This window comes from Ochrobactrum sp. BTU1 (assembly GCA_018798825.1).
GTDB lineage: Bacteria > Pseudomonadota > Alphaproteobacteria > Rhizobiales > Rhizobiaceae > Brucella.
Map to the genome: position 1 here is coordinate 216806 of CP076357.1, position 24624 is coordinate 241429.

Here is a 24624-nt window from a genome sequence, read left to right on the forward strand (position 1 = left end):
GCCGCCGCGCATGTGAATGCTGACTGGCGGTCAATTGATTATCTCTCATAATGCCAAACCGCAGATGGCCATACCGGCACAGAAATCAGTTGGCATTGCGTTCGGATCCTATAATGGTATGTCGGGATAAATTGCGCGCAGAGAGAGTGAACCGTGATGGATTCTCAGTATCGGACAGGCTGCAGTGAGGAGTTATTGTAGAATATGATGCTCTGCAGAACACTGGGCGGGTGGCCCTTTATTAACGCTTTGAAATTTCTGTCAGCGTTACTACTTTCCTTTTTAGCGGCAAGCTCAAATGTTCATTCAGACGTCCTGCCGCCGCATCAGCCCATTGGGATTAGACATGTTTGTGCGTCTGTTCCAATAAGTGCTCATCCAGGTAAATCAAGTGAGCGTTCGCTTCGTCCAGGAGATGAGGTCCAACTGAAAGACGTCACTTTTGGGCCGGATAATAAGCCCTATTTCGCAGTAGATTACGCCACTGGGGTTGGCCTGCAACGTTCGACGGGGTTTTTGCCGATCGATCAGGTTTTTAATTTCTGTGATTTCGAAAAGCGAGCAGCAAACGGTCAAAGCTTCCTTGCTCCTCCAAACACTTGCCATCTTGTTGCCGTTGAAACGACCACTCTTGATACCTTGAATAAAGAAGCGAGGGCATTAGAGAAATATCGCGCATCCATGGCTGCATACAGAATGACCAACGGGAAATTCGCACTTTCCCTTAGCTTGCTCAACACTCGGGCAAGTCAATCGATCTTGCGTCAGGCAGAGGGACTTCCAAAGACTAGTCAATGCTTAAGCGGTGCCGATTTTGTTGAGGCGATGTTGAAAACAGAGAACGCCTTTTCAAAAGCAGAAATCGGAGGCTTTGCTTCCGACGCTCAACGTCTGGCCACCGCGCGCGATCTGTTGCAACAGGCAGAGCAAGCGGCCGACACAGCTATTTTCAAGCAGGCTTGTGACCTTGGTGCGTCGGAAGCCTGTAGTCGCTACGCTGAAGCGATCTACAATATAGATGATCCGAGGGGTACTTTACCCGCATCTGTCACACATTATGCACTTATGGGTTGCATGGGCGGAAGTGTGCTTGGTTGTCAGCTAGCAATTAATCGCGCTGAAAACACTCTGGAAAATGCACAATTTCGTTCCATTGATGGTGGAACGCAGAATCCGGATGATCTCGTAGTTCTTGAACTGTCAAAACCGGGCTGCGATGCCCGTCGGGCGGTTAGTTGCATATTGTTAGCGCGTGGTACCGCGCCGTATAAGAATCCGACACTTATTCAAGCAGCATCGAATTTTGCTGCAAAACTGACCGCATGCAGAACGAGCATTGCGTGGGCGTGTGAAGAACTTCAGGATGCGTTCTCACAAGTTGTTCAGGCGCGCAATGAATATGCCTCAGCATCTGCCGACGAAAATTATGCACTTGGTTCTCTGGTTGAGGAGTACTGTACTCCGGGACCACGTAAACCCAACGTTCCGCAATGCAAGCCCGCTTATTTGAAGTACCGGGACTTTCTTCAATACACAAAGTCTTCAGCCTCTGGTGATGAACGAATTGCAAAAGCAAAAGGCTTTCTCGATCGGGGTTGTTCGGCTGGCGATCCTTCTGCCTGTGCCGCTCAAACCAAGCTAAGCGCCTACTGGTCCGCTGAAATTCGAAGCAAGGCTGCGGAACGGGCCATCAAATTATGCGCTCAGCAAACCGATAAGGACAGCATCTGTGATGGATTGGCGGCGTCACTTGACCCCGAGCTCAATGGAGCGAAGCCTGCCCAACGCGCGATTTACGACGCTTTTGTAGCGAAATGCATGACCGGCAGCACCTCAGAGGGGCCGCAAGCCTGCAGTTCCGCTGTCTCGACATATAAGTCGGTGGCTGGAGACCTTCAGTCGCCAGATATTGAAGCGATGCTCTCTGAAGCTTGTAAGGATGAAAATATAAATGGCTGCGGTTCATTAGCTTCTCTAATTGCCGAGAAATCCCACAATAGCCCTGAAGACAAAAAAGAAGCGCTTCTGCCTGTCCTGCGCTCCGGTTGTCGCTTTGATGACAGTCCCGCGAGCACATGCCTCTCGTTGGCAGATACTCTGGCCTCAGGCGGTGATATTGAAAACGCGGCTGACGTTTATAGCAAGACTTGCGAGTACCAGATCAAGCACGCTGTCGGGCGCCTAACGGACGTCAGCATCTGCTATAATGCCGCCAAATTCGCACTGGCACAGAAAATTCAATATACGGATGCGCTACGTTGGGCCGAGTTTTCATGTAGTACTGAAGACCTTGGACTATCGCCATACGCATGTAAACTTGCCGGAAATATTTACGAGTCTGGGCTAGGTGTTGATATCAACCAACAGGAAGCCGTGATTGCGTATCAAAATGGCTGTTTCCATCCATATGTAAAAACCACTGATGGTGAATCCTGCATTAAGTATGGAAATATCCTTCTGGATGCGCTCAGTCATCTCAACGAGACGGGATCTCCTAAATTGATCCTACCGGGCAATATGTATGACAACACGGAAAGCCCAATTGACATTGGTTCTGAAGCATCACGTGCATATGACATGGGGTGCATGGACAGTATTGAACAGGCTTGCCAGTTAAATCGCGAATTGCTCGATGATTGGAGCAAGGGGCGATATTTGCATAATCGCGTTCAATGTCGAGTTCTCAATGACAAGGGAACTGTCTTGTCTGACAAGGTTTGTCGCGAGTTTCCTTTCTATCAAGCTGCAGGCCAGGCGAAGGAGCAGCGTCATCAGATACGATTAGAAGTACATGTCTGGCCGGATGGTGACCGAACGGTGGTCTATCAGAAGGAGGGGAAATGGCTCTTGAACGAGCTAATAACCGATGGCATTCGTCGTGAAGATGAAACCAGTTGCTGGAGAAATCCGGTTTCGAAGAAGAGCTTTTGCGTAAAACCGCTGGAACAATAGTCAAATTGACCTCAGTGAACGGTTACAGCTCATATCTTCGAAGCGTGCTTTTGCATACGAGCGATACGCTCGTAACCTAATTTTTCCTAAGGCTGAATAGATAACAGACAGGATCCTGAGTTGCCTCATCGACTGCTCGGCATTTTGCTATTTAAGGCACTGAGCAGTGTAGAGGCTTGTGCGTTCAGGAGCCGGCGGGAAAGAATGCGGTCTGATTAATCGGGTAGCCGGGTATATGTGAACTTTGGCGGGGGATGCAAAGCAGCAAGAAGTTTAGGATCAGTCAGGCTTTGACTATAGCCCTGAAATCCGTTTTCTATCTCTGCGTCAGAATCTCGTACGTCTGGCACGAGGCTTTTCGGATGTAAGACTTGCAAGGACATCGAATGATCGTAACCCGCCTTCTCATCGCGTCGCGATACCACGCAATATTGCTCACAACGGCCACTTTTTTTATGGCGCAGGAGGGGCATGCGCAGACCGCGAAAGATATTCCCGCGATCCCGGCGATCGTCGTACCCGACTTTATTGGTGTAGAGCTCGCGCAACAAACGTTTCAAAATGCCATTGGTGATAAACTGTCTAATATTCAGGGCATTCGTATCGCGCCTGCGCGATGCGACGATCATGGTGCATTAGTGTCGCGGAACGGTATGGTGCTTAGGGACGATACGGGTATCACTGCCGAGTTTGCTGACCAAGGTACCTATGTCATTGAGCACGGGGGCGCGGGGGTCGCTGAGGTTAATGGTGTACAATTTATTGTGGAAGAGGATGGGTCGGGTGCTATCAACCGAAAAGGTGAGGGGGGAGAGCAGATCACGATCGAAGCTGACGGCTCGGGGAGCTATAATAGTGCGCGCGAACAAATAACCCTTGACGGTCAAGGCGGTGGAACTTGGAACTCCGACCAAATGGGCCAGGTGGCAATTGAGCCAGATGGCAGTGGGGTCTGGAACGGTCCTCTTGGCCAGGTCGTCAACGAGGGTAATGGCAAAGGATCGTGGAAAGGCGAACATGTTGTTATCAATGACGGGAATGGCAGCGGCACAATCGACGGAAAGGAAGTCGAGATGGCGCCGTTGTCCCCACTGCCGCTGGCGGGCAAATTCCCGTTGCTAACAAAGTTCCGTCTCCCCTCGGCAGCATGCGGTTATCTGATCACGCTGGAAGACCGCATTCTTTTCAACTTTGACAAAGCAGACTTGCGCACTGACGCGGCTGAAACCGTTGATGCGCTGGCAAGGGCTTTAAGTACCGTCGCTCCTAAGCGCCTGGAGATTCGAGGCCACACAGATGCTAAAGGCACGGAGGAATATAACTTAGATCTATCGAAACGCCGTGCATCGACAGTCAAATCAGCGCTGAAAGATCGAAATGTCAGCAGTGAGATGGAAGCTAATGGCTTAGGTGAAAGTCAACCCGTTGCATTGAACGAAATCGACGGCAAGGACAATCCGGTTGGTCGCCAGCTTAATCGGCGCGTTGAGATTTTCGTGCCGAATTGAGAACGCCGGAAGTGTCGGGCGCAATCTTAGCCAAGCGCTGGTAAAGGCACTTGGCTCGGCCTAGTGATGCAGTGTGGCTTTTATAATTTGGTCGTCTGTAAGACAACATTCACGAACGGTGAGACAGAGAGGTTGGGCTTGTGTTATGGGACTAGGGAAGCATTCGCTAGAAATTGAATGGTATATTCCTTGCATGCATGAACGCTTTGCCCTTCGCGTCTGCTGAAGCGATCAACGCGCTATCTTAACCATCCTGCACTCTGTCATACTGCGAATGTGACGTGTCCATTCTCGTCAATGAGCCAACTCGGATTCCAGGCAATCTCCCAAGCGTGATCGTCAGGATCAACTACGTAGCCTCGAAAGCCGCCATGACGCGGGGTGTCTGCAGGTTTGATCAGACATCCACCCGCCTTGACGAGTTGTTCAATCAAGATTTCTACGTCTGCTTGGCTTGGTACGTTATGAGCCAATGAAAATGCGCCGGGAGAACAGAGCCCAAAGCGGTTCATATCTTTTTCAAGCGCAGACTTTTCGAAGGTCCCGAGCACAAACCCGTTCATCTGGTAAAAGATAATTTCATCATTCTCGAAGACCGGTTTCCAGCCAAATCCTTCAACGTAAAATCGCCTCGAGCGCGGTAAATCATTAATCCCGATTGTTATGACTGAAATCTGCTGTTGCATGTCAAAAACCATTCATTCTTCGGAGTATTCAGCTAACGGAATGTTTGACCTTGGATTTCTTATGAAGGCTTTGGAAACGTATTCTCATATACCATAGGGAGGCGGATTCTCTATCGTTGAATTAAATGGTTCGAGGAAATCGAAATTAGACGAAAACGTTCAATGTAACTGACGAAGAAATGCAGTGGAATTGCGGGGAGAGTTCTTAGAATTGAAAGGGCCCTCTTTTTCATTCCAAAATGACATCCCTGAAGTGCTGTAAATGGCGATTGCTGATTTTCATGCCTTCAAAAGTAGTCAAACAATTGAGCTGTCATGGAAATTTCGCGACAGAACAAAACCAAGATTGTACGATTGCAAGCGACTCATTCACGCCGCTGGAATTGGCAAATTTCTTGATTTGGGCGGGACAAGGAAATTTGGAATGCCATTTAGTGCGCTTGCAGCCGGTATAGTTTTGCCCGCACCTATACTCCTCGTTGAAGACGATATCGCCGTCCGACGTCGGCTGGAAGACATTTTACTCCAGTTTGGATACAAGCTCGAAACAATCATTTTTGCGACCACTCTCGCTGAGGCGCGAGGTTGTATTGCGGAGCGACCGATCGCCCTTGCCCTGGTTGATATAGGCCTGCCGGATGGTAGCGGAATTGATTTGATCAAGGAGCTACATTTGAAGGATCCGGCATTAGCAATATTGGTGATCTCTGCTTGGTGCACGCAGGATGTCATTCTCTCGGCCTTAAGGGCTGGCGCGGTGGGATATGTGTTGAAAGAGCGTGACGATCTTGAAGTTGCGATCGCTCTACGAAGTGTGTTGCGCGGCGGGGCGCCTATTGATCCCTTTGTAGCAAAGCGCATTATTGAAGAGTTGCCGGCTGAAACCCATGAGGTCAAATCAAATCCGGAGCATTTGCAAACTCTGACGAGCCGAGAAAGCCAAATTCTCCAGCTCGTAGCGGAAGGCCTTGGCAACCGCGATATCGCCGATAAGCTTTTCTTGTCCCGCCACACTGTTGAGTGTCATATAAAGCGGATATATCGAAAGCTTGCTGTTTCTTCGCGTACACGAGCCATTCACACCGCACGGCAACATGGCTTGCTGCTGTGAATTGGTTCGGAGCATTTTTTCTTTTTGCCATGACTGTCTTTACAGCAACGCAGACGTTTGCTGCTCAGCCACAATGCAATGTTCACATAACTGATATTCGCACGGCAGAATCCGCTGAGGATGGCAAACGACCACTTTTATCGGGCGACTGGGCAGCTGTGACGCTTCCTCATGATTGGAACTGGCACACCGACGCGGCGGCGGACGATGTCTGGTATCGTTTGGATTGGATACAGGACTGCCCTTCAGGTAGTCGACAGTCAATAGCTTTGCTTTTGCGTTCAATTGTTATGGCCGGCGAAGTATACGTCAACGACCATTTTCTTTGGCGTGATGATCATCTTGTCGAACCAATTTCGCGCAGCTGGAATATGCCTCGGTACTGGATGCTTCCAGACGTGTGGCTAAATGATGGGGTCAATACCGTCTGGATCAGGGTTGTTGGGATCAAACATCAAACGATTGGTCTGGGCGCAGTTCAAATCGGAAATGCGGGGAAACTCAACCAAGAATTTGAAAACTTATGGTGGCGTAACCGGACGTTGTACGTCGCAAACTTAATCGTTTCCGGGGTTATTGGAATATTGTTTTTCTGTATCTGGATCGTTCGCCGAGATCAGACTGCCTATGGATGGTATGCCCTTTCAACCCTTTTTTGGGTCGTATTTATATCAAACGCATTGTTGACGACGCCTTGGCCGTGGCAAGACTCCATGGTTGCTGCAAAAGTGAATGCAATTGCCCTGATGTTATCGGTGTCGGCTTTCTGTATTTTTACGTTGCGTTTTAGCCAGCGAGTTCGCAAACGATATGAACTCACAATTTGGACTTCTACCGCGTTATTTGCAGGCCTATTAGTAGTAACTCCACAAATTTATATCGGCTATATTCAAATCTTGAGCCTATTGGTAGCAACAGCGTTCTTTCTGCACAATTGTATTGAATTTCCTATTTATGCCTGGAGGACTAAGCAGAGAGAGCATCTTTTGCTCGCCTTCTGCCTTCTGGTTCTTTTCCTGACAACGCTTCACGATTTTCTGTTTATTTTTGCGCTCATCCCAGGGAAATTTCCTGTCCTTCCCTATGCCAACATCGCAATAACACTGAGTCTATCTGGGATTTTGGGATTGCGCCATGCCCATAACGTACGCCGTATCGAGCAATTCAATGTCGAGTTGGGTCGGTCCGTAGAGGATGCACGTGCGGAACTTGCGACAACGCTTGAGCGCGAATATACACTTGAGTTGAGCAATGCTAGATTGCGTGATCGAATTGAAATTGCACACGATCTGCACGACGGAATTGGCGGCTCACTTGTGCATATGATGGCGACTATCGAAAAAGGATCGGGCGCTGTGAACCGGCCCCAAGTGATTTCAATGCTCAAATTGATCCGTGACGACTTGCGGCAGACGATCGATAGCAATTCCAGTCCAAGTATCAAGGTTCCAGCGACTCCAATCGACTGGATAGCTCCGTCGCGTCACCGTTTCACAACGCTTTTTGATGAGCTGAATATACAGTCAAGGTGGGTGTTCCCCGATAATTGGCGGTATACGCCAAGTGCACTGCAATGTCTTGCAATGACACGCATTGTCGAAGAGGCATTAACGAATGTCGTCAAGCACAGTCGCGCAGATTCTGTCGGGGTTACGCTGATGCAGCCACTACTGGATGAATTAGTGCTGGAGATCGAAGACAATGGCCTTGGCTTCAATGTAGAAGCCGTTCGGCAAGCCGGTATCAGTATCGGAATGCGTAGCATGGCCACACGCATCGCGCGGGTTGGCGGAAGTCTCCAGCTCAGCTCATGTCCCGGCAGGACTGTCTTGACCACTAAACTTAAGCTTTTGGAACGGCAGCCCTAGCAAAAATATCAAGCGCTCATGCCTGTTATCAAGCCATTGAAATCCCACCCGCTATGATCTGTCGCGCAATAGGGGAGCGGTTGCCGGAACTGATCGCATCCGTTGATGGAGACGAGCGCAACGTGCTTTTGACACTGGCACGGCTGTGGAGAACGCTAGTAATGGGTGATTTCGCCTCCAAAGATGATCCGGCAGACTGGTTTGTATCCAAACTATCAAAGTGCTCAGCGGTCATCCTGTATTTGGCTCGGAATGCTTACAACGGTATCGGAGATGATCAACTTCACCTTTATCCAAAGGATGTGTCACATGCGGTAGAGGAGTTGAAAGGGAACAATACTAGCGCTCTGCCTGTGCCATACCCGGTGTGATTGGTCCCAATTACTGGTCTGCCAAAATTGCGAAACCAATTTGCTAGCGCATTGAAAAAACGCGGGACATTGGCGTAGCAATCGAACTCGCTCAAAGCGGTTGTGTTGTTTTTCATGTATTTCAGCGCTCTCCCGGACATTCGATCATGCATGCTCTGTATATTCACAAAGTGGAAGGCGAGCGGACGTTATCGCGCTGGTGGACGACCATTTCACACACAGACTATCGAGAGTGGGCACGCGTCCAGAATGAGCTTTAATCAAGCTGTCTCGTCATCGGGCCCGCTGTTACCGTTCAGATAATTGTAAACCGTCGCCCGACCCATTCCCAACAAACGACATATATAGCCTGCCGCATTCTTGCCGCTAAAAGCACCGCTATCGGCGAGCGCCTGTACGAGCTCTTTTTTCTGACTGCGCGACAGATCTGAAATATTGAGACCGCGCGCCGCCGTCCAGTGCTGAATATAGTTGTTGATGCGCTCGAACCAATCGTCACGAAAAAGGCTTTCCATTTCTCCAGATGCGGAGGGTACGGAAACGAAATTCTGCAATGTTAGCACCATGCTTTCAAATACAGACATATCTGCATTTATGCACAACACTCCAATTTCTTTCCCCTTGGAAGTCCTCAAAACGGAGCTGATCGACTTTATCCTTCGTCCGTCCCAATTGGTTTTCGCGTAAGGACCAATCAATCGATCCGCAGGCGTAAAGTTGATCTCGTCAAGATTTGACGGATCGCCAAGCTCTCTTTTTGAAAAATTTCCAGCGATATGGACAACTGATGCGCTCGGGAGATCGTGCAAAACGACCTCGGCAAAAGGCGCAAACAAAGTCGCTATTGCGTCGCAAATTGGGACGTAGGGCAACAGGTTCGGGCTGATGTTATGGCTCAAAGGGCTGTTTTCCTTGATCAAAATTCTATTCATTTTCCAAACTATACCCTCAGTTCAGTCTGATTGTATAGTCGCAATGTGTGAGAAAAATGGACTAGACAGTCTAAAATAGATATAATAGTCTAAAACTAATCACAGCGCCTGGACGCGCTTTCCCAGCGATACGAACGTACCGCCGATTGCGCGTTGAAGCCAAAAAACAAGGGAACAAATAGCATGAAAATGTGGAAGTCAGCCTTTTTAGGTGCCGTCACAACCATACTTATCAGCGCGTCTCTCTCTCATGCTGAGACTTTGCGTGTGGGGCTAGAATGTACTTATCCGCCATTCAATTACCGCACGGCAGAAGGCAACCTTGAAGGCTACGACGTTGATGTCGCCAAGGGAATTGCAGAGATCACCGGCTACGAACTTGACTATGTGTGTCAGGGCTTCGATGGGCTCATCCCGGCGCTGCTGGCCAACAAGTTTGATCTGATCGTCGCTTCCATGTCGATTACTGACAAGCGGAAACAACAGATCGATTTTTCTATTCCCTATCGTAAGTCGGTAGGGCATTTGGTGGCGGCGGCAGGAACGGGCGCGGACATGTTTGACGCGAGTGGCCAGCCCATCCCTGAAAAATTCAAAGGTGTACGCATAGGTGTTGAACGGGCTTCAACATATTTCGATTGGTTCAAAGCAAAGCTGCCTGACGCCGATCTGGTTATGTATGATGGTGTCGAACCAATGTATCTCGATCTGAAGAATGGCCGGGTCGACATGATCATGACCAATCCGATGAAGGCTTATCTCTCGTTCCTGCAGGGAGAAGGGAAGGGCAAGTTTGAGTTGGTTGGGCCGGAAATCAATGAGCCAAAATATTTTGGCCCCGGCGTTGGTGTAGGCCTGCGCAAAGGTGAGGACGAACTGCGTGGAAAGATTGACGACGCCATCCGCCAACTCATCCGCGACGGTAAACTCAAGGACTATGCGCTAAAGATATTCCCGTTCCCCATCCATGATGATGCATGGGCTAACAAATAATCCGTCAATAGTGTCTTCTTGAAAGACGGAGAAGCAAATTGGAAGCCCTTAATGGTTGGTGGGATAATTATCTTTTCGCTTCTGTCATCGTTGCGAAAGTCTTTATCTGCTCATTGGTTCTGACGGTAATTTTTGGATTGCTTGGCGCTGCAGCCAAGCTATCCTCGAGCCGCTTGCTGAATGAGATAGGCAATATCTATACGGTCTTCTTTCGTGGCACACCTGAAATACTTGTTATCCTGTTATTGTATTTTGGTTCGGCTGTCACATTGACGACCATTGCCCGGTTGTTCAATCCTTCGGTGAAATTTGTGGACCTTCCGCCGTTCTGGGCGGGCTCGATAGCCATTGCTCTGGTTGTGGGCGCATATGCTACCGAAACGTTCCGCGGCGCATTTAAGAGCGTTAAGCCAGGTAGTGTGGAAGCAGCACGCGCTTTGGGAATGAATTCTCTGCAGACATTTGTTTACATTCGTCTGCCGGAGATGTGGCGAACGGCTCTACCAGCGTTCGGCAACCATATGCTGTCGCTTATCAAGGATACGGCGCTGATTTCGATCATAGGGCTCAACGAGACCCTTTTTGTTGCCAAACAGGCTGCAGGTGTGACCGGGAAGCCATTCACAATGTATATTGTCGTGGGATTGATATACCTGTTCTTTTCCAGCGTCATAACACTCTCGGTTAATCTGCTTGAGCACTTAGCCAACAGGCATATGCAGCGGAGGGCGTCATGAATATGAGTATAGTCCTTGATGCGTTACCACGCATGCTTGATGGATTTACAATGACGTTCCAGTTGATGGTCATCTCGCTCGTCAGTGGAACTCTGATTGCTGTTATCCTGCTATTGATGCGACTGAGCGGCAAATGGTGGCTGTCCTGGCCCGCGCAAGTATACATCTATATTTTTCGCGGCACCCCTATCTTGGTTCAGATATTCATCATCTATTATGGTCTTCCCCAATTGGATTGGGTGCGAGACAGCATATTCTGGCCAATACTAAGAGATCCGTTCGGCTGTGCCATTGTGGCACTATCGCTTAACGTCGGAGCATATGTGTCTGAGGTTTTCCGCGGTGGGGTTCTGGCAGTCGAGCGCGGGTTGAACGAGGCTGGAGCAGCTCTTGGGATGAGTGCTGCGCACCGCTTTATCTACATCACAGCTCCGCTTGCGTTTCGTGTGTGTCTGCCAGCATATGGTAATGAAATCATCAGCTTGATGAAATCGACCGCGCTTGCGAGCACAATTACTCTGGTCGATATGACCGGTATCGCGCGTACGATCGTCGCTGAAACATTCGCTCCTTACCAAGTATTTTTGTCGTTGGCCATCGTCTACATTATCCTTACCTGGATTTTGCAGACCGGGATCAAACGCCTTGAGGATTATCTTGGCCGCCACATGGTGCGCTGAAGCGAAACAGTATCTTGAAGGTGACCTTTATGAATGAAGTCAAAGACACCATGATTGAACTTGTCAATGTCAACAAGACTTTTGGGAAGTTCCAAGCACTCAAGCAGGTTAATCTCAAAGTGCAGCGAGGCGAGAAGATAGTCTTGTGCGGTCCATCCGGATCAGGGAAATCAACTTTGATCCGCTGCATCAATCGAATGGAAGAGCATTCAAGCGGCGACATCTTCATTGACGGACACAAGCTTACAGAGAAGACAAAGGATATCAATGCTGTTCGTCGTGAAGTGGGTATGGTTTTCCAAAGTTTCAATCTATTTCCGCACATGACCATTCTGCGCAATCTCACTATTGCCCAGCGACTTGTCCGTAAAACGCCCCTGAAACAGGCTACCGAAATTGCCATGCATTATCTGGAGCGTGTCAAGATCCCAGAACAGGCGCATAAATACCCGATCCAGCTGTCGGGCGGCCAACAGCAGCGGGTAGCGATTGCACGTGCGCTTTGCATGAAGCCGCAGATCATGCTGTTCGATGAGCCAACCTCTGCTCTCGATCCTGAGATGATATCGGAGGTGTTGGACGTCATGGTCGATCTTGCGCAAGGTGGAATGACAATGATTTGCGTAACCCACGAAATGGGCTTCGCCAAATCTGTTGCTGACCGGGTCTTGTTTATGGATCGTGGTGAATTGATCGAGGAGGCCGATCCGCAAGCTTTCTTTGGTAACCCAAAAAATGAACGTACGGCGCTGTTTTTGCGCCAGATTTTGAGGCATTGACGCGACCTCTGCCCAGACCTCTCTGGAAACAAAAGCAGATCGTCACATAGAATCTGACTCAAGCACCGCAGCTATCTCACAGATAGGGCGAGAGAAAACCTGTGTCCAAAATCATGCGAGGCAATCCATGACTAGCGTTTATCAAATCGAAGCGATCCGCTCTGTGGTCGAGAAATCGGATCTGACGCCGCTCATTGAGGCGGGGTTCGTTGCTTATTCGGATGGCAAGGTCGTCGTTCCACCCGTGGGCGAATTATTGTTTGACCATCCTCCAGGCGATACCCACATCAAATATGGCTATATTCGCGATGACGATATATTTGTCATAAAGATTGCTTCCGGGTTTTATGACAATCCATCCCTTGGCCTCGCGTCCGGGTCGGGCCTCATGCTGGTTTTTTCCCAAAAGACTGGCTTTCTTCAGTCGGTTCTCCTCGATGAGGGCCATCTTACGAATATCCGCACGGCGATAGCAGGGCGTATTGCTGCACGCTATCTTGCGCCAAAAAAAATTCATGCAATCGGTGTCTATGGTACTGGTACCATGGCCCGCTTGCAGATTACTCATCTTGCTAGCGAAACAGACTGTCGCAAAATTGTCGTTTGGGGGCGTTCTGATGATAGCCTCAGCCGCTACTGCGAAGACATGACCGCACTTGGCTATGAGGTTACTCCTACACGGCAGAGCCGCGACGTGACCGATGCTTGCAATTTGATCGTGATGACGACGCCTTCCACCCAAGCCCTGGTTACTGCCGAGCAAATCCGGCCAGGTATGCACATCACTGCAGTCGGATCGGATACCCCTGAGAAGCAGGAACTTGAGAGCCGCGTGCTGAGCCGCGCCGATATTGTGGTTGCAGACAGTATCGAACAATGCCGGACGCGCGGCGAGATATTCCATGCGATGCGTGACGGCTATCTGGCCGAGCACAAAATCCTGGAACTGGGTAATGTGATCCGAGATGGCGTGAAAGCACGCAAGAATGAAAACGATGTCACAATCGCAGATCTGACCGGGGTCGCAGTTCAGGACATCCAAATAGCTAAGGCGGTTTGCTCCCAACTCATGGCAAGCCCGCTTTGATCATACGGAACGTCGCTGACGCTGAAATAAAGGAGGAAAATGATGGTGCAATTCATTAGTACAACAGGTGGTATCGATCCTGTCGGCTTCGACGATGCTGTTCTTCAAGGCTTCGCAGCAGATGGTGGTCTGTTTGTTCCTGACACAATCCCGACGCTAAGCGAAGAGGCGCTTAAGGATTTGTCGAAGTTGAGTTTTCAGGAGCTCGCTTTTGAGCTGGCATCGCTCTACATCGACCGAGCTATCATACCGGCAGAGGATTTGAGACGCCTGATTAATAACAGCTACCGGGACTTTCAAGATTCAGACATTGTGAAGCTTGTACCAATCAGCGATAAGCCCGGTGTCAGCGTTCTCGAACTTTTTCATGGTCCCACGCAGTCGTTCAAAGACATGGCGATGGGCTTTTTGATGGTGACGGTTGATTATCTGCTGGAGCGGCGCCAGAAAAGATTGAACATTGTGCTCGCAACGACCGGTGATACTGGACCCGCGGCCGCTTGGGCTGCAGCCGGAAAACTCAATATTGACTGTTGGCCACTTTATCCACGCGGGATGATTTCGCGCGAGCAGGAACGACAAATGACAACATTGCGCGCCGATAACGTGCATCCGGTTGCCGTGGAAAACTGTCCTGATGGTGGCGATGATCTGGATCTTGTCGTGGCTGCACTATTTGGCGATGAAGAGTTGAAACGCAGTCTCCATCTGTCGAGCGTCAATTCCATCAACTGGTGCCGCGTCATGTTCCAAACAGTGCACTATTTCTATGCCTATTTCAGAACCGTAGAGCATGTTGGTGATCCCATCATATTCGCAGTTCCATCGGGAGCATTTGGTAATCTTTTCGCCGGATTTCTTGCCAGCCGCATGGGTTTGCCGGTTGCAAAATTCATATGCGCTAATAATGCGAACGGTGCACTTCATGCAGCGATTTCGACCGGCATTTTTCCACGTCACGATCTCGTGCAGACACCATCGTCCGCCATCGATATCGTAGCACCGTATAATTTTTGGCGTTTTCTTTATTTCCAGACCAATCGCGATACAAAACGCATCAAGCAGTGGATGAACGATTTCTCCAAAAATCGTAAAGTCGTATTTGATGCGGAAACAGCAATTCGTATTCAGGAAAAATTCCTGTCTGCATCCGTTGGCGATGAAGAAACGCTAAGTACGATCCGGGATATCTATAATGCTGATCAGCACTATCTTGTCGACCCGCATACGGCGGTTGCCATCGCTGCTGTAGAATCGGTAAGAGACAAACTACCACCTGACGTCAAGGTTGTATGTCTATCGACCGCACATCCAGCAAAATTCTCCGATGTCATGCAGCGAGCACTCGAGTTAGATGAATTGCCTGAAGCTGCGCACCATGCGACCATCGACGCAGCAAGAAACTCCTGCGAGCAACTTCGAATTTGTCAGCTCGAAAATCTCAAATCAAATCTGATTGAAGAAATGGCGCGGCAAACGGCAATGCGCATGTCGTGATCCTGGTAACGATATAAGCCTGCCGGATTTTTCGGTTGTCAAAATCTAAATTGGCAACCGATATTTTCGCCTTTTGCTTGCCGGCAAAAATCTTAATAGATCCATCCTAGCTGAAAGAACCGCGCCGTGCCTCAACACTTTTTAAGTGAATATACGAGCTTTGCCCTGAGCTTGGCTGATATAGCGCGTAATACGATCCAGAACGCAGATCCGATTGATCGGCGACCGATCGTCAAATTGGACGATAGCCCGGTAACCGCCACAGACCGGGCTGTCGAACTAAGATTACGCGAACATATTTGCGACCGCTATCCAGAACATGGCATACTCGGCGAGGAATTCGGCTCCGAAGGGCTGGACCGGGAGTTTGTCTGGGTTTTGGACCCAATCGATGGAACGAAGGCCTTTGTCGCAGGCCTGCCAGTTTTTGGAACCTTGATATCACTCGCGCATCGCGGCGAGCCAGTTATTGGGGTAATCGACAATCCAACCACTGGGGATCGCTGGTGCGGAGCGTCGGGCGAATTAACAACATTGAACAACAAACCGATTATGTGTGCTCAAACCAGGGATTTGTCTGGAGCATTCATGTCTACGGGCAATCCCGATGCCTTCGACGCTGAAAGTAAGCGACGGCTTGATGCGTTACAGGGACAAACACGCTGGTGTGTCTTCGGAGGGAGTTGCATAGCTTATGGGCGTGTCGCTGACGGGAGCCTTGATATATGCATTGACGTAGGACTGTCACCGTTCGATTACTGTGCGCTTGTTCCCATTATCACTGGCGCCGGCGGTAGGATTACGGACTGGCATGGTGCGCCGCTCACAATCAAATCAGGCAATCAGTGCGTTGCATCTGCAAACGAGACGCTGCACCAGCAGGTGCTTGTGAATTTTGCATAAACAACAAGGCCAACCAGTTGATTTGAACAAATTCTACTCTCTGAATGTATATTGGCGGCGGGCAAGCTATTACGGTAGTGGTAGAAGGAGACCGATATCGAGTCCGAGCCGGGTCGGACATGAGAAAAATCCAGGATTAATCTGAAAGCCATTTATGGAAGCGAAGTACACTAAGCGTGGTTTTGTTGTTGCCGCGATCATGGCAAGCATGGCCATGATCGCTGTGGAGGCAACTATCGTGTCCACCGTAATGCCGCAGATTGCAGCTGAGTTGGGACAAATCCACCTTTATTCCTGGGTTTTCTCGTCGTTTCTCTTGACTCAGACGGCGACAACAGTCGTGTTCGGAAAGCTTGCCGATATCTACGGCCGCAAGCCGATCATTATATATGGAATTGCGCTGTTCCTTGTCGCTTCTATATTAGCAGGTTTTGCCTGGTCGATGACGTCAATGATCATTTTTCGATTATTGCAAGGCATCGGGGCAGGAGCGATCCAGCCTGCTGCCATGACGGTGGTGGCAGATCTTTTCCCTGGAGCACAGCGCAGTAAGGTTCAGGGATACCTTGCAAGTGTCTGGGCTCTGTCTGCCGTGGTTGGTCCATTGCTTGGCAGTCTGATCATCCATAATTTCAGCTGGGCATGGGTATTCTGGATAAATGTTCCGGTCGGCATTCTCGCAGCAACGGGATTTCTGTTATTCTTGCACGAGGAGAAGATCACCAAGCCTGTCTCTGTGGATCTCGCAGGGGCGGCACTTTTTGCGATCTCCATTTCCTCCTTAATGATTGCACTCACTTTGAGCGAAACCGCTGTCTCGTCCAACGGAGTTATAGCGTTCATTTTATTTGGCGTTTTCCTGATGGCATTTATCTGGCAGGAGCGCCGCGCGCCAGAACCTATGGTCACACCATCTCTGTGGCTAAAACGTCCGATCGTCTTTTCCAACTTGTCGGTCTTTTTGGCCAGTATGTCTATTATGGGCTTAACGACATTTTTGCCGATGTATGTGCAGACGGTTCTCAATCGAACGCCTATAGTCGCGGGTTTTGCCCTGACTATGCTGTTGTTGGGCTGGCCCTGTGGTGCGACGATTGCGTCACGGCAGTTTGTGCGGTTCGGTTTGCGCCCCATTATGATCGCCGGAAGCATTTGTATTCCAGTCGGTACGTTTCTTCTTGTCATGCTGACGCCGTCGAGTTCCCCGGCGCTGGCCGGTGCAGGTTCCCTTATTATGGGTTTTGGGATGGGACTACTCAATATTGGAGCGCTGATACTGACACAGGACAGCGTTAATTGGTCGGAACGCGGCAGCGCAACGGCGTCTAACGTGTTCTCACGTAATCTGGGCAGTACACTGGGTGCAGCGATCCTTGGTGCAGTGCTTGCCTATGGACTTGCACACGCCAATTCTGGCGACGTGATTACCTCGGAACAGATGAGGGAGCTGATTAATGATAGTGGAACCCTGCTCGATCAAGAGGCTCTTCGGCAGGCGCTTCATCATGCCTTGCACGCAATTTTCGTGGCAATGATGCTTATCGCGGTGCTTATCATACCAGCCTGCCTTTGTGTCCCGGCTGAAAAAAGCCAACACAAAAGCGACTTGAAAGAGGCCTGAAGGACGCTTGAACAGCCCCTTTGAAATCCAGCAGCTTGCTCGGGTTAAAGTTGATTTCTGCTTAAACACTGCATGCCGGGAAAGGGTGCCATGCCATGCTAAAGAAAGATCATGTTGAGGGTTAAACCTTGGCGATCAGAGCCGCAGATATTAGCTATGTCGAGCCGATAAAATCGGCAAGAGATCGCCAGATCTAAATTATAAGCCAGATTGTTCGCTTATCTCTCTGGTTCCTATCTAATGCAGAATTTGGCTTAAAAAGAGCTTGGTCCGCGGGTTTTGAGGATTGTCAAAAAACGCATGAGGTGAATTTTCCTCAATTATCTCACCTTGGTCCATGAAAATTACCCGGTTTGCAACTTGACGTGCAAAGCCCATTTCGTGGGTTACACAAAGCATTGTCATTCCGTCTTCAGCAAGCGAGACCATCGTGTCCAGAACTTCCTTCACCATCTCGGGATCCAGCGCGGAAGTCGGCTCGTCAAACAACATGACCTTGGGTTTCATGCAGAGCGAGCGGGCTATAGCAACGCGTTGCTGCTGCCCACCCGAGAGTTGCCCAGGGTATTTATTTGCCTGTTCGGGAATTTTCACACGCTCAAGATAATGCATGGCGAGGGCTTCTGCTTGTTTTTTCGGGGTTTTGCGGACCCAGATCGGAGCAAGCGTACAGTTTTCAAGGATTGTGAGGTGTGGGAAAAGATTAAAGTGCTGAAATACCATACCGACTTCACGGCGAACTTCGTCAACATTCTTGAGCTGATCGTTCAACTGGATACCGTCTACGACGATTGTACCCTTTTGATGCGCCTCCAATCGATTTATGCACCGGATCATGGTGGATTTCCCTGAGCCGGATGGCCCGCAGATAACAATTCGCTCGCCGCGCATCACCGTGAGGTCGATATCTTTAAGGACATGAAACTCGCCATACCACTTGTGCATATTCGTAATCTTGATCGCCACGTCGGTCGGGGAGACGTGCATTGCCGAGAAGCCAGAGTAAGGCTTTTCTGGACGTACTGATTTTTCAATGTTCATAAAAGAGCCATTCCTTGAAAGACTGTTCTTCGCCGCCAGTGCTACATTTTCCGGGGTTGTTAGCGAGAAATTGCGTTTGAATTTCAACTATGTGGATTTGTTAGTCTCTAGAATTTCCTGGAAGATTCCGAGTAATTCATCGGCATCAGATAGTGAGAACGGAAGAGGCGGCCGGATTTTTAAGACGTTGCCCAGTGGGCCTGACGCACTGATAAGCACTCGGCGCCTGCGTAGTGCATTGACGATATCGGTTGCGGCGCTGGCAGAGGGACGCCCAAGAGCGTCGACAATGTCGACGCCGAGGAACAGACCTTGACCCCGCACATTGCCGACAGGACTGTGATCCTTTGATAATGCCTGGAACCCTGTCTTAAGGTGGGCCCCGACCTTTGAGGCGTTTGCCATCAAATCTTCGTCTTTAATGATATCGAGGACGGTCTTCGCAGCAGCGCAGGCGACTGGATTCCCACCGAATGTATTGAAATATCGTGCCTCACGGGCAAAGCGCTCGAGAAGTGGCTCTCGCGCAACTACTCCAGCAATTGGGTAGCCGTTGCCCATTGGCTTGCCCATTGTAATGAGGTCCGGCACGATCTCGTGACGCGCAAACCCCCACATATGCGAGCCCATGCGGCCGAAACCGGCTTGAACTTCATCGGCGATGAATAGACCACCTGCCTCGCGAATTGCTTCGACCGCACCTGCAATGAAGCCTGTTGGCTCTGCAAAAACGCCGTCACTGGAGAAGATTGTGTCGACGAGCAAAGCTGCGGGACGGATCCCGTGGCGTTTCATATCGGCGATGGCTGTGCGAACTTCTTGTTCAAAGAATATTGCCACCGCGTCCAATGAGCCTGCGCGATACGGATCGGGAGCGGCAATGACGCGGGTGTCAACTGCGAGCGGTACGTTGAGACCTAAGGAGGGTGAAAGCCCCGCAATCGCGTGGCTGATGCCATGATAAGCGTTAGCAGTGACGATAAAGCCGGTGCCACCGGTATAGTTTCGCGCAATACGCAGGGCGAGGTCGTTTGCTTCGCTGCCAGTGCAGGTTAGGATCAGACGATTGGTTTCGTCGGGGAAATGGCTGAGCAATTGCTCGGCATAGTCCACGATGACGCCTTCAACGTAACGGGTGTGAACATTAAGCCGCGCTGCTTGCTCAGCAATTGCTTGAACGACACGGGGGTGACAATGGCCGACGGAAGGAACGTTGTTGTAAGCGTCGAGATAGGCATTGCCTTGCTTGTCGAAAAGACGAACACCACTGGCGCGATCAAAATGCACGGGTTCCTCATAAAACATCCGGTAATTTTGGCCAAGGTACCGTTGACGGCGCTCTACGAGTATACGCGTATCTTCCTCAAGGTTTCCTGCATTCTCGGGGTCAAATGCGTTGATCATTACCGGTACACTCATGGCATGACTTTCATTTCTAGAGGATATTCAAAAGTGGATGTTGTTTCAGGAAGGCAAGCTGCGTTAACCGCTTCCACGATGCATCATTGTTTTTCATAATGTACTGACGGTTGCCGGGGTCGAGTTCTGCAAGAAATTCAGTCACGCAGAGATTGATTAGGCACCGGGCGATCATGACGTCGGGCAGGATTTTTATCTCAATCTCATCTAATTGTGAAACCTGATCATAAGCGCGCACGACTTCGGAAGCCTTCTCCCAATCAGAACTGTTGCCGCAAACTTGAAGTAAAGTAGCACCGGCGAGATCAACCAGACGTGGCCCGTAGACAAGGTCTCCAAAATCAATAAAGCCAGCCAGATTCTCACCATCAATCAGGATGTTTTGGCCGTTCATGTCACTATGAACGGACTGCGAGGAAAGATGGGCCCAATGCTGCTCGACATTTTCCTCAAAACGCTGGAACATTTCCTCCACTAAAGATCGGCGATCTCGGTTGACTAGCGGAATGAACGACTTCGTCCGCTCAATTTTCTTAATGTCCCACAACAGGTCGCGATTAATAGAAAACGGATGATGGAAGCTTAGGAGTGCGGCGTCAAGCTGAGCTAAGCCTTTGCCGATTGCTTGTGCGAGCACTTTTGGTGGATCTTTGCTGAGAGAGAAGGGGGTGCCTTCAATATAGGTCAGGAGCCGGAGATAGCGGTTGTCATCTCTCTCAAGCAAGACGGTGTCTTCGCCATTTAACGTAGGAACAACACGCGGCGCGCATACTTGTGGCGCCACTGCCTCGATGTGTTTAAGTGCTGCATTTTCAAGTTCCACGCACTCGACGGCCTCGTCAGGGTCTGAAACTTTGAGGGTGAAGCTCTTTCCCTCATCGGTCCAAATGCGAATATTTTGTGTCCTCTCGCCACCAAGGTTGGAAACGGTGCCACGAATGCCAAAGTGGCGGAGTGAAAGTGCTTGAGCTTCATCAGTACTAAGACGGGTTGACACATTTTCCCCCATGAACCCTGTGGAGTTCCAACGCCGTTTTATCGATGCTGGCTGTGGACTTCTTTAAGGCTATCCTTTTGAGCGGCGCGGGTGAGTTCTTGTGAACGCACAGACCGAAACACCGAATTGGCGTGAAATTGGAACTAGCGTTCGCTCCTTTAACGCGTCTCGAGGGCAAATTCGCGTTCAAGACGCCGGGAGTGGATAGATAGTATGAAGCAAAAAACAAAGAATGCCCCACCCACTACGAGATAGGCTTCCCGATAAAATCCCAACCAGGCGCCATCAGCGATTGCGCCGCGCGCGCCGCCAAGAACGTCAATCAGACCAATAATGCTGATAAGAGTTGTATCCTTGATTGATTCAATGAACGTATTGATGATGGCCGGCAGAGCTATACGAAAGGCTTGGGGGAGAACGATCAGTCTAGAGATCAACCCTCCCGATAGCCCCAAGCTAAGGCCAGCTTCTGATTGTCCGCGTGGAACTGCTTCGAGGCCGCCGCGTATGGCTTCCGCAAGATAGGCAGCCTGGAACAGAATAAGGGCTACCTGGGCACGAAGAATATTATCGATAAGGTTCCCGCCGGGTAAAAGGAATGGGAGCATCGTCGAGGCTATGAAAAGCACTGCGATAAGGGGCAGGCCACGAACAATTTCAACGTAAAGACCGCAGAAACGCCGGATAATTGCGGCTTTCGAGCGGCGCCCCAAAACAATCAGAACAGACAATGGCAAAGCGAGAACGATACCGAATGCTGATAGGCCGACTGTGAGGGGGAGCCCACCCCAACGGCTGGTTGACACTGAAGGTAAACCGAAAATTCCGCCCCCCATCAGGATCAGGCTGATCACCATAACCGCTATCCACGCCAACGCCAATGCAGGTCTCCAGAAGCGGCGAAAACCACTCACGATGAGAATTCCAACAACCAGAACGACGGCGAGGGTTGGTCTCCAATATTGATCAACAGGATAGCTCCCGAACAATATTATGTGGTAACGTTCGCGCAGAAAAGCCCAACACGCGCCGGCCGCTGCTCTACATTCATCGGCCGTTGCTCTTTCAAAGACCGCATCAGTCACAGCCCAACGAAAAAAGCTAGCGAAAAGATAGATCAGGGTTCCAGTGATGATGATTGTGAGTATCGCATGTGGCCAGGGATGGATGTAAGGTCGTAACCAGCGTGTGACGCTTGCATCTGAAGGACGAGGAAGCGTTTTTACGAGTTCACTCATGATTTCACCAATTGCGCGCGTTTCTCCAGCCATCGGATGACCGCTGAGGTCAGAAGGCTAAGCGACAGATAGATCAACAAATAGATCGAGACAGTTTCGATCGCGCGTCCTGTTTGGTTTAGCGCTGTATTGCCCACCGAAACTAAGTCCGGATATCCAATGAGAACAGCCAACGTCGTATTTTTGATCGCGTTGAGATACTGATTGGCGAGAGGCGGCAACATAAGTCGCAATGCTTGAGGAGCCAGAACCAGATAGAGAGTGAGTAGCGGTGTGAGGCCAAGCGAATTGGAAGCTTCGGCTTGTCCTTTCGGCAAAGCCGCAAGACTTCCTCGAACAATCTCAGCGATAAAGCCTGAAGTGTAGAATGATAGCCCAGCGAGCATCGCCAAATACTCTGGCGTGACCCCCATTCCTCCGCGAAAATTAAAACCCATCAGTTTAGGCGTCTCTATATCACCCCATCCGATCGCATACACAATTGCACCAACGAACAGAGCAAAGGAAACAAAGAGGCCACTTGTTGCGGTTCGTGGAAAACGCCCGGACAGGTTACGTCTGCGTACCATATGCCGCCAAAAGAGGGTGCCACTGACAATGCTGAGCAGTATACAGGCGATAAGGATCTGGCCCGTATCTGCGAGTACGATCGTTGGAATATAAAGACCTCGGCTCGACAAATAGACCATTTCCCCGAAGGCCCATGCCTGGCGCGGTGGTGGCAGTATGCGCACAGCGGTGGCACAGACAACGAGGATGAGAAGCAGCGGCGTGTTACGGGTTACCTCGATATAGGTCTTTGCGAGGGCTTTGAGTTGCGGATGGCTTGAGCGGCCAGCAAGACCAATAATGACGCCAAGCACCGTAGAAAGGATGATTGCAGCAACGGCGAGTTTGATTGTATTGAGCAGACCTACAAGCAGGGCCCGGAAGTAGCTGTCCCCTGAACTAAATGAGATGAGCGATTCACCAATAGGGAAGGATGTAGCACTCCAGAGAAAGGCATAGTCGATGTTAACGCCTCGGGCGGCGAGGTTTGAGGCTAGATTGTGCGACAGCCAAGCGAAAACTGCTATGGCTGCCGCAACAAACAGCGCGTTTTGAAGGCGCTCATTCCGCATTAGCGCAACGGTGCGGCGTACATCAGGCCGCCTTTGGTCCAAAGATCGTTCAAGCCTCGTTCGAGTTTCAGCGGTGATGCCTTTCCGAGGTTTCTTTCAAAGCTCTCACCGTAGTTGCCGACGGCTGATACGATTTTCACAACCCAACCCTCATCAACGCCGAGATCCTTCCCGTTTCCAGGTGTCACACCAAGGAGCTGCTTTACTTCTGGATCGGTCGAACTCTTGACGAGGTCGGCAACATTTTCCTGAGTAATGCCGAGACGTTCAGCCTCTATCAGCGCAAACATGACCCAGCGCGCTAGCAGAAAAAGTTCCTCGTCGCCTTTCTTGACGGCCGGTGCATAGGGTTCTAGCGTGATGAAATTGGGAAAAATGATATAGTCGTCGACATTACCATTGCCTGCACGTGAGCCTGCCAGATTGCCATAGTTTCCGCCGAAAGCATCACAACGGCCTCCGAAGAAGGCGGCATCGAGCTGTTCCCAGGCGCTCAGGACGAGTGGTGTATAATTCAGCCCGCGAGATTTGAAGAAGTTCTCAGTGTTAACTTCGAACGTAGAGCCTTGCAGAATGCAAACAGTAGCATCGGCGAGTTTATCCGGGCTATCGATTCCGAGAGACTTCGGTACCATGAAGGTGTAGCCGTCAAAATAGTTGGGCGAAGCAAAACGTGCGCTCTGGGCCCCTTCGCGATTGAGTGTGGTTGTCGTATCATGAGCGAGCACATCAATCTCACCGGATGACAAAAGCACGAAACGCTCTGAGTAGGAGGTTTGTCGATAGGTAACCTTTGATGGGTCACCAAGGATTGCAGCAGCCATCGATTTGCAAAAATCGATATCTATGCCCGCGAGTTCACCGTTCGCACCAGGTGCAGAGAAACCTGGAACAGCTTGACCTACGCCACAGACAAGATTTCCTCGGGCTTTGATCGCGTCAAGAGATGCGCCAGCTTCCGCCGACCCCATGCCGATGAGAGCGGTGGCGCACAACAGTAATCCCATTTTCAACGAGTTGATAAGCTTCATAATTTTCCCCTATTTATATTTAGTTTATTCACGCCCGTAGTCATTGTTGACC

General features: G+C 50.2%; 21 protein-coding genes. 13 read left to right on the forward strand and 8 right to left on the reverse strand.

All coding sequences use genetic code 11. From position 1 onward, the window contains the following. Nucleotides 1–204: 204 nt before the first annotated feature. Both KMS41_24650 and KMS41_24655 read left to right on the forward strand, forming a co-directional pair. Nucleotides 205–2952, forward strand: a complete 2748-nt coding sequence (locus KMS41_24650) for a hypothetical protein (protein ID QWK81681.1) — start codon at nt 205–207, stop codon at nt 2950–2952. A gap of 386 nt (nt 2953–3338) precedes the next feature. Then, nucleotides 3339–4460 (forward strand): OmpA family protein, encoded by a 1122-nt coding sequence (locus KMS41_24655; GenBank protein QWK81682.1) that lies wholly within the window; start codon nt 3339–3341, stop codon nt 4458–4460. A 263-nt stretch (nt 4461–4723) separates the two neighbouring features. On the opposite strand, the gene KMS41_24660 is transcribed toward KMS41_24655, so the two are convergent. After that, nucleotides 4724–5146 (reverse strand): VOC family protein, encoded by a 423-nt coding sequence (locus tag KMS41_24660; protein ID QWK81848.1) that lies wholly within the window; start codon nt 5144–5146, stop codon nt 4724–4726. 424 nt (nt 5147–5570) lie between these two features. Here KMS41_24660 and KMS41_24665 point away from each other — a divergent pair, with 424 nt between their 5' ends. The 3 genes from KMS41_24665 to KMS41_24675 are packed head-to-tail and all read left to right on the forward strand — an operon-like array spanning nt 5571 to nt 8496. Next, nucleotides 5571–6257 (forward strand): response regulator transcription factor, encoded by a 687-nt coding sequence (locus tag KMS41_24665; GenBank protein QWK81849.1) that lies wholly within the window; start codon nt 5571–5573, stop codon nt 6255–6257. After that, a complete protein-coding gene (locus KMS41_24670) occupies nt 6254–8125 on the forward strand; it encodes a histidine kinase (protein QWK81683.1) in 1872 nt (623 codons plus the stop codon). The genes KMS41_24665 and KMS41_24670 overlap by 4 nt, the downstream gene beginning before the upstream one ends. A gap of 53 nt (nt 8126–8178) precedes the next feature. After that, nucleotides 8179–8496 (forward strand): DUF4111 domain-containing protein, encoded by a 318-nt coding sequence (locus KMS41_24675; GenBank protein QWK81684.1) that lies wholly within the window; start codon nt 8179–8181, stop codon nt 8494–8496. A gap of 260 nt (nt 8497–8756) precedes the next feature. On the opposite strand, the gene KMS41_24680 is transcribed toward KMS41_24675, so the two are convergent. Then, entirely contained in the window at nt 8757–9428 is a 672-nt protein-coding gene (locus KMS41_24680) for a PAS domain-containing protein (GenBank protein ID QWK81685.1), read from the reverse strand. Nucleotides 9429–9611: 183 nt separating this feature from the next. Here KMS41_24680 and KMS41_24685 point away from each other — a divergent pair, with 183 nt between their 5' ends. The 8 genes from KMS41_24685 (at nt 9612) to KMS41_24720 (ending at nt 17725) form a co-directional block, all read left to right on the forward strand. After that, nucleotides 9612–10421, forward strand: a complete 810-nt coding sequence (locus KMS41_24685) for a transporter substrate-binding domain-containing protein (protein QWK81686.1) — start codon at nt 9612–9614, stop codon at nt 10419–10421. A gap of 38 nt (nt 10422–10459) precedes the next feature. Then, a complete protein-coding gene (locus KMS41_24690) occupies nt 10460–11158 on the forward strand; it encodes an ABC transporter permease (protein QWK81687.1) in 699 nt (232 codons plus the stop codon). Next, nucleotides 11155–11838, forward strand: coding sequence for an ABC transporter permease (locus KMS41_24695; GenBank protein QWK81688.1), 684 nt, complete (start codon nt 11155–11157; stop codon nt 11836–11838). The genes KMS41_24690 and KMS41_24695 overlap by 4 nt, the downstream gene beginning before the upstream one ends. A gap of 50 nt (nt 11839–11888) precedes the next feature. Continuing rightward, complete coding sequence (locus KMS41_24700) at nt 11889–12617, forward strand: amino acid ABC transporter ATP-binding protein (protein ID QWK81850.1); 729 nt, start codon at nt 11889–11891, stop codon at nt 12615–12617. A gap of 127 nt (nt 12618–12744) precedes the next feature. Beyond that, nucleotides 12745–13704 carry an ornithine cyclodeaminase family protein gene (locus KMS41_24705; protein ID QWK81689.1) on the forward strand — a complete coding sequence of 320 codons (960 nt, stop codon included), beginning with the start codon at nt 12745–12747 and terminating at the stop codon, nt 13702–13704. A gap of 42 nt (nt 13705–13746) precedes the next feature. Then, nucleotides 13747–15201 (forward strand): threonine synthase, encoded by a 1455-nt coding sequence (locus KMS41_24710; GenBank protein QWK81851.1) that lies wholly within the window; start codon nt 13747–13749, stop codon nt 15199–15201. A 126-nt stretch (nt 15202–15327) separates the two neighbouring features. After that, a complete protein-coding gene (locus KMS41_24715; protein ID QWK81690.1) occupies nt 15328–16104 on the forward strand; it encodes an inositol monophosphatase family protein in 777 nt (258 codons plus the stop codon). Nucleotides 16105–16258: 154 nt separating this feature from the next. Further along, nucleotides 16259–17725, forward strand: coding sequence for an MFS transporter (locus KMS41_24720; protein QWK81691.1), 1467 nt, complete (start codon nt 16259–16261; stop codon nt 17723–17725). 237 nt (nt 17726–17962) lie between these two features. Here the strand turns inward: KMS41_24720 and KMS41_24725 are convergent, their stop codons facing one another. From KMS41_24725 to KMS41_24750, 6 genes are all read right to left on the reverse strand, one after another. After that, complete coding sequence (locus KMS41_24725; GenBank protein QWK81852.1) at nt 17963–18712, reverse strand: amino acid ABC transporter ATP-binding protein; 750 nt, start codon at nt 18710–18712, stop codon at nt 17963–17965. A gap of 141 nt (nt 18713–18853) precedes the next feature. Beyond that, on the reverse strand, nt 18854–20170 hold the full coding sequence (locus KMS41_24730; GenBank protein ID QWK81853.1) for an aspartate aminotransferase family protein: 1317 nt from the start codon (nt 20168–20170) through the stop codon (nt 18854–18856). Between the two features lie 31 nt (nt 20171–20201). After that, nucleotides 20202–21182, reverse strand: a complete 981-nt coding sequence (locus KMS41_24735; protein ID QWK81692.1) for a phosphotransferase — start codon at nt 21180–21182, stop codon at nt 20202–20204. Nucleotides 21183–21340: 158 nt separating this feature from the next. Further along, entirely contained in the window at nt 21341–22420 is a 1080-nt protein-coding gene (locus tag KMS41_24740) for an amino acid ABC transporter permease (GenBank protein ID QWK81693.1), read from the reverse strand. Continuing rightward, on the reverse strand, nt 22417–23541 hold the full coding sequence (locus KMS41_24745; protein QWK81694.1) for an ABC transporter permease subunit: 1125 nt from the start codon (nt 23539–23541) through the stop codon (nt 22417–22419). Before KMS41_24745 ends, KMS41_24740 begins: the two co-directional genes overlap by 4 nt. Then, nucleotides 23541–24572: an amino acid ABC transporter substrate-binding protein gene (locus KMS41_24750; protein QWK81695.1), complete on the reverse strand. Its 1032-nt coding sequence runs from the start codon at nt 24570–24572 to the stop codon at nt 23541–23543. Before KMS41_24750 ends, KMS41_24745 begins: the two co-directional genes overlap by 1 nt. Nucleotides 24573–24624 lie beyond the last annotated feature (52 nt).

What these genes read in the sequence shown, in the direction of transcription:
- KMS41_24660 (QWK81848.1), bottom strand. Translation starts at nt 5,146, where the DNA reads ATGCAACAGCAGATTTCAGTCATAACAATCGGGATTAATGATTTACCG.
- KMS41_24655 (QWK81682.1), top strand. Translation starts at nt 3,339, where the DNA reads ATGATCGTAACCCGCCTTCTCATCGCGTCGCGATACCACGCAATATTG.
- KMS41_24650 (QWK81681.1), top strand. Translation starts at nt 205, where the DNA reads ATGATGCTCTGCAGAACACTGGGCGGGTGGCCCTTTATTAACGCTTTG.
- KMS41_24665 (QWK81849.1), top strand. Translation starts at nt 5,571, where the DNA reads ATGCCATTTAGTGCGCTTGCAGCCGGTATAGTTTTGCCCGCACCTATA.
- KMS41_24685 (QWK81686.1), top strand. Translation starts at nt 9,612, where the DNA reads ATGAAAATGTGGAAGTCAGCCTTTTTAGGTGCCGTCACAACCATACTT.
- KMS41_24710 (QWK81851.1), top strand. Translation starts at nt 13,747, where the DNA reads ATGGTGCAATTCATTAGTACAACAGGTGGTATCGATCCTGTCGGCTTC.
- KMS41_24695 (QWK81688.1), top strand. Translation starts at nt 11,155, where the DNA reads ATGAATATGAGTATAGTCCTTGATGCGTTACCACGCATGCTTGATGGA.
- KMS41_24700 (QWK81850.1), top strand. Translation starts at nt 11,889, where the DNA reads ATGATTGAACTTGTCAATGTCAACAAGACTTTTGGGAAGTTCCAAGCA.
- KMS41_24740 (QWK81693.1), bottom strand. Translation starts at nt 22,420, where the DNA reads ATGAGTGAACTCGTAAAAACGCTTCCTCGTCCTTCAGATGCAAGCGTC.
- KMS41_24705 (QWK81689.1), top strand. Translation starts at nt 12,745, where the DNA reads ATGACTAGCGTTTATCAAATCGAAGCGATCCGCTCTGTGGTCGAGAAA.
- KMS41_24750 (QWK81695.1), bottom strand. Translation starts at nt 24,572, where the DNA reads ATGAAGCTTATCAACTCGTTGAAAATGGGATTACTGTTGTGCGCCACC.
- KMS41_24730 (QWK81853.1), bottom strand. Translation starts at nt 20,170, where the DNA reads ATGATCAACGCATTTGACCCCGAGAATGCAGGAAACCTTGAGGAAGAT.
- KMS41_24725 (QWK81852.1), bottom strand. Translation starts at nt 18,712, where the DNA reads ATGCACGTCTCCCCGACCGACGTGGCGATCAAGATTACGAATATGCAC.
- KMS41_24675 (QWK81684.1), top strand. Translation starts at nt 8,179, where the DNA reads ATGATCTGTCGCGCAATAGGGGAGCGGTTGCCGGAACTGATCGCATCC.
- KMS41_24720 (QWK81691.1), top strand. Translation starts at nt 16,259, where the DNA reads ATGGAAGCGAAGTACACTAAGCGTGGTTTTGTTGTTGCCGCGATCATG.
- KMS41_24680 (QWK81685.1), bottom strand. Translation starts at nt 9,428, where the DNA reads ATGAATAGAATTTTGATCAAGGAAAACAGCCCTTTGAGCCATAACATC.
- KMS41_24745 (QWK81694.1), bottom strand. Translation starts at nt 23,541, where the DNA reads ATGCGGAATGAGCGCCTTCAAAACGCGCTGTTTGTTGCGGCAGCCATA.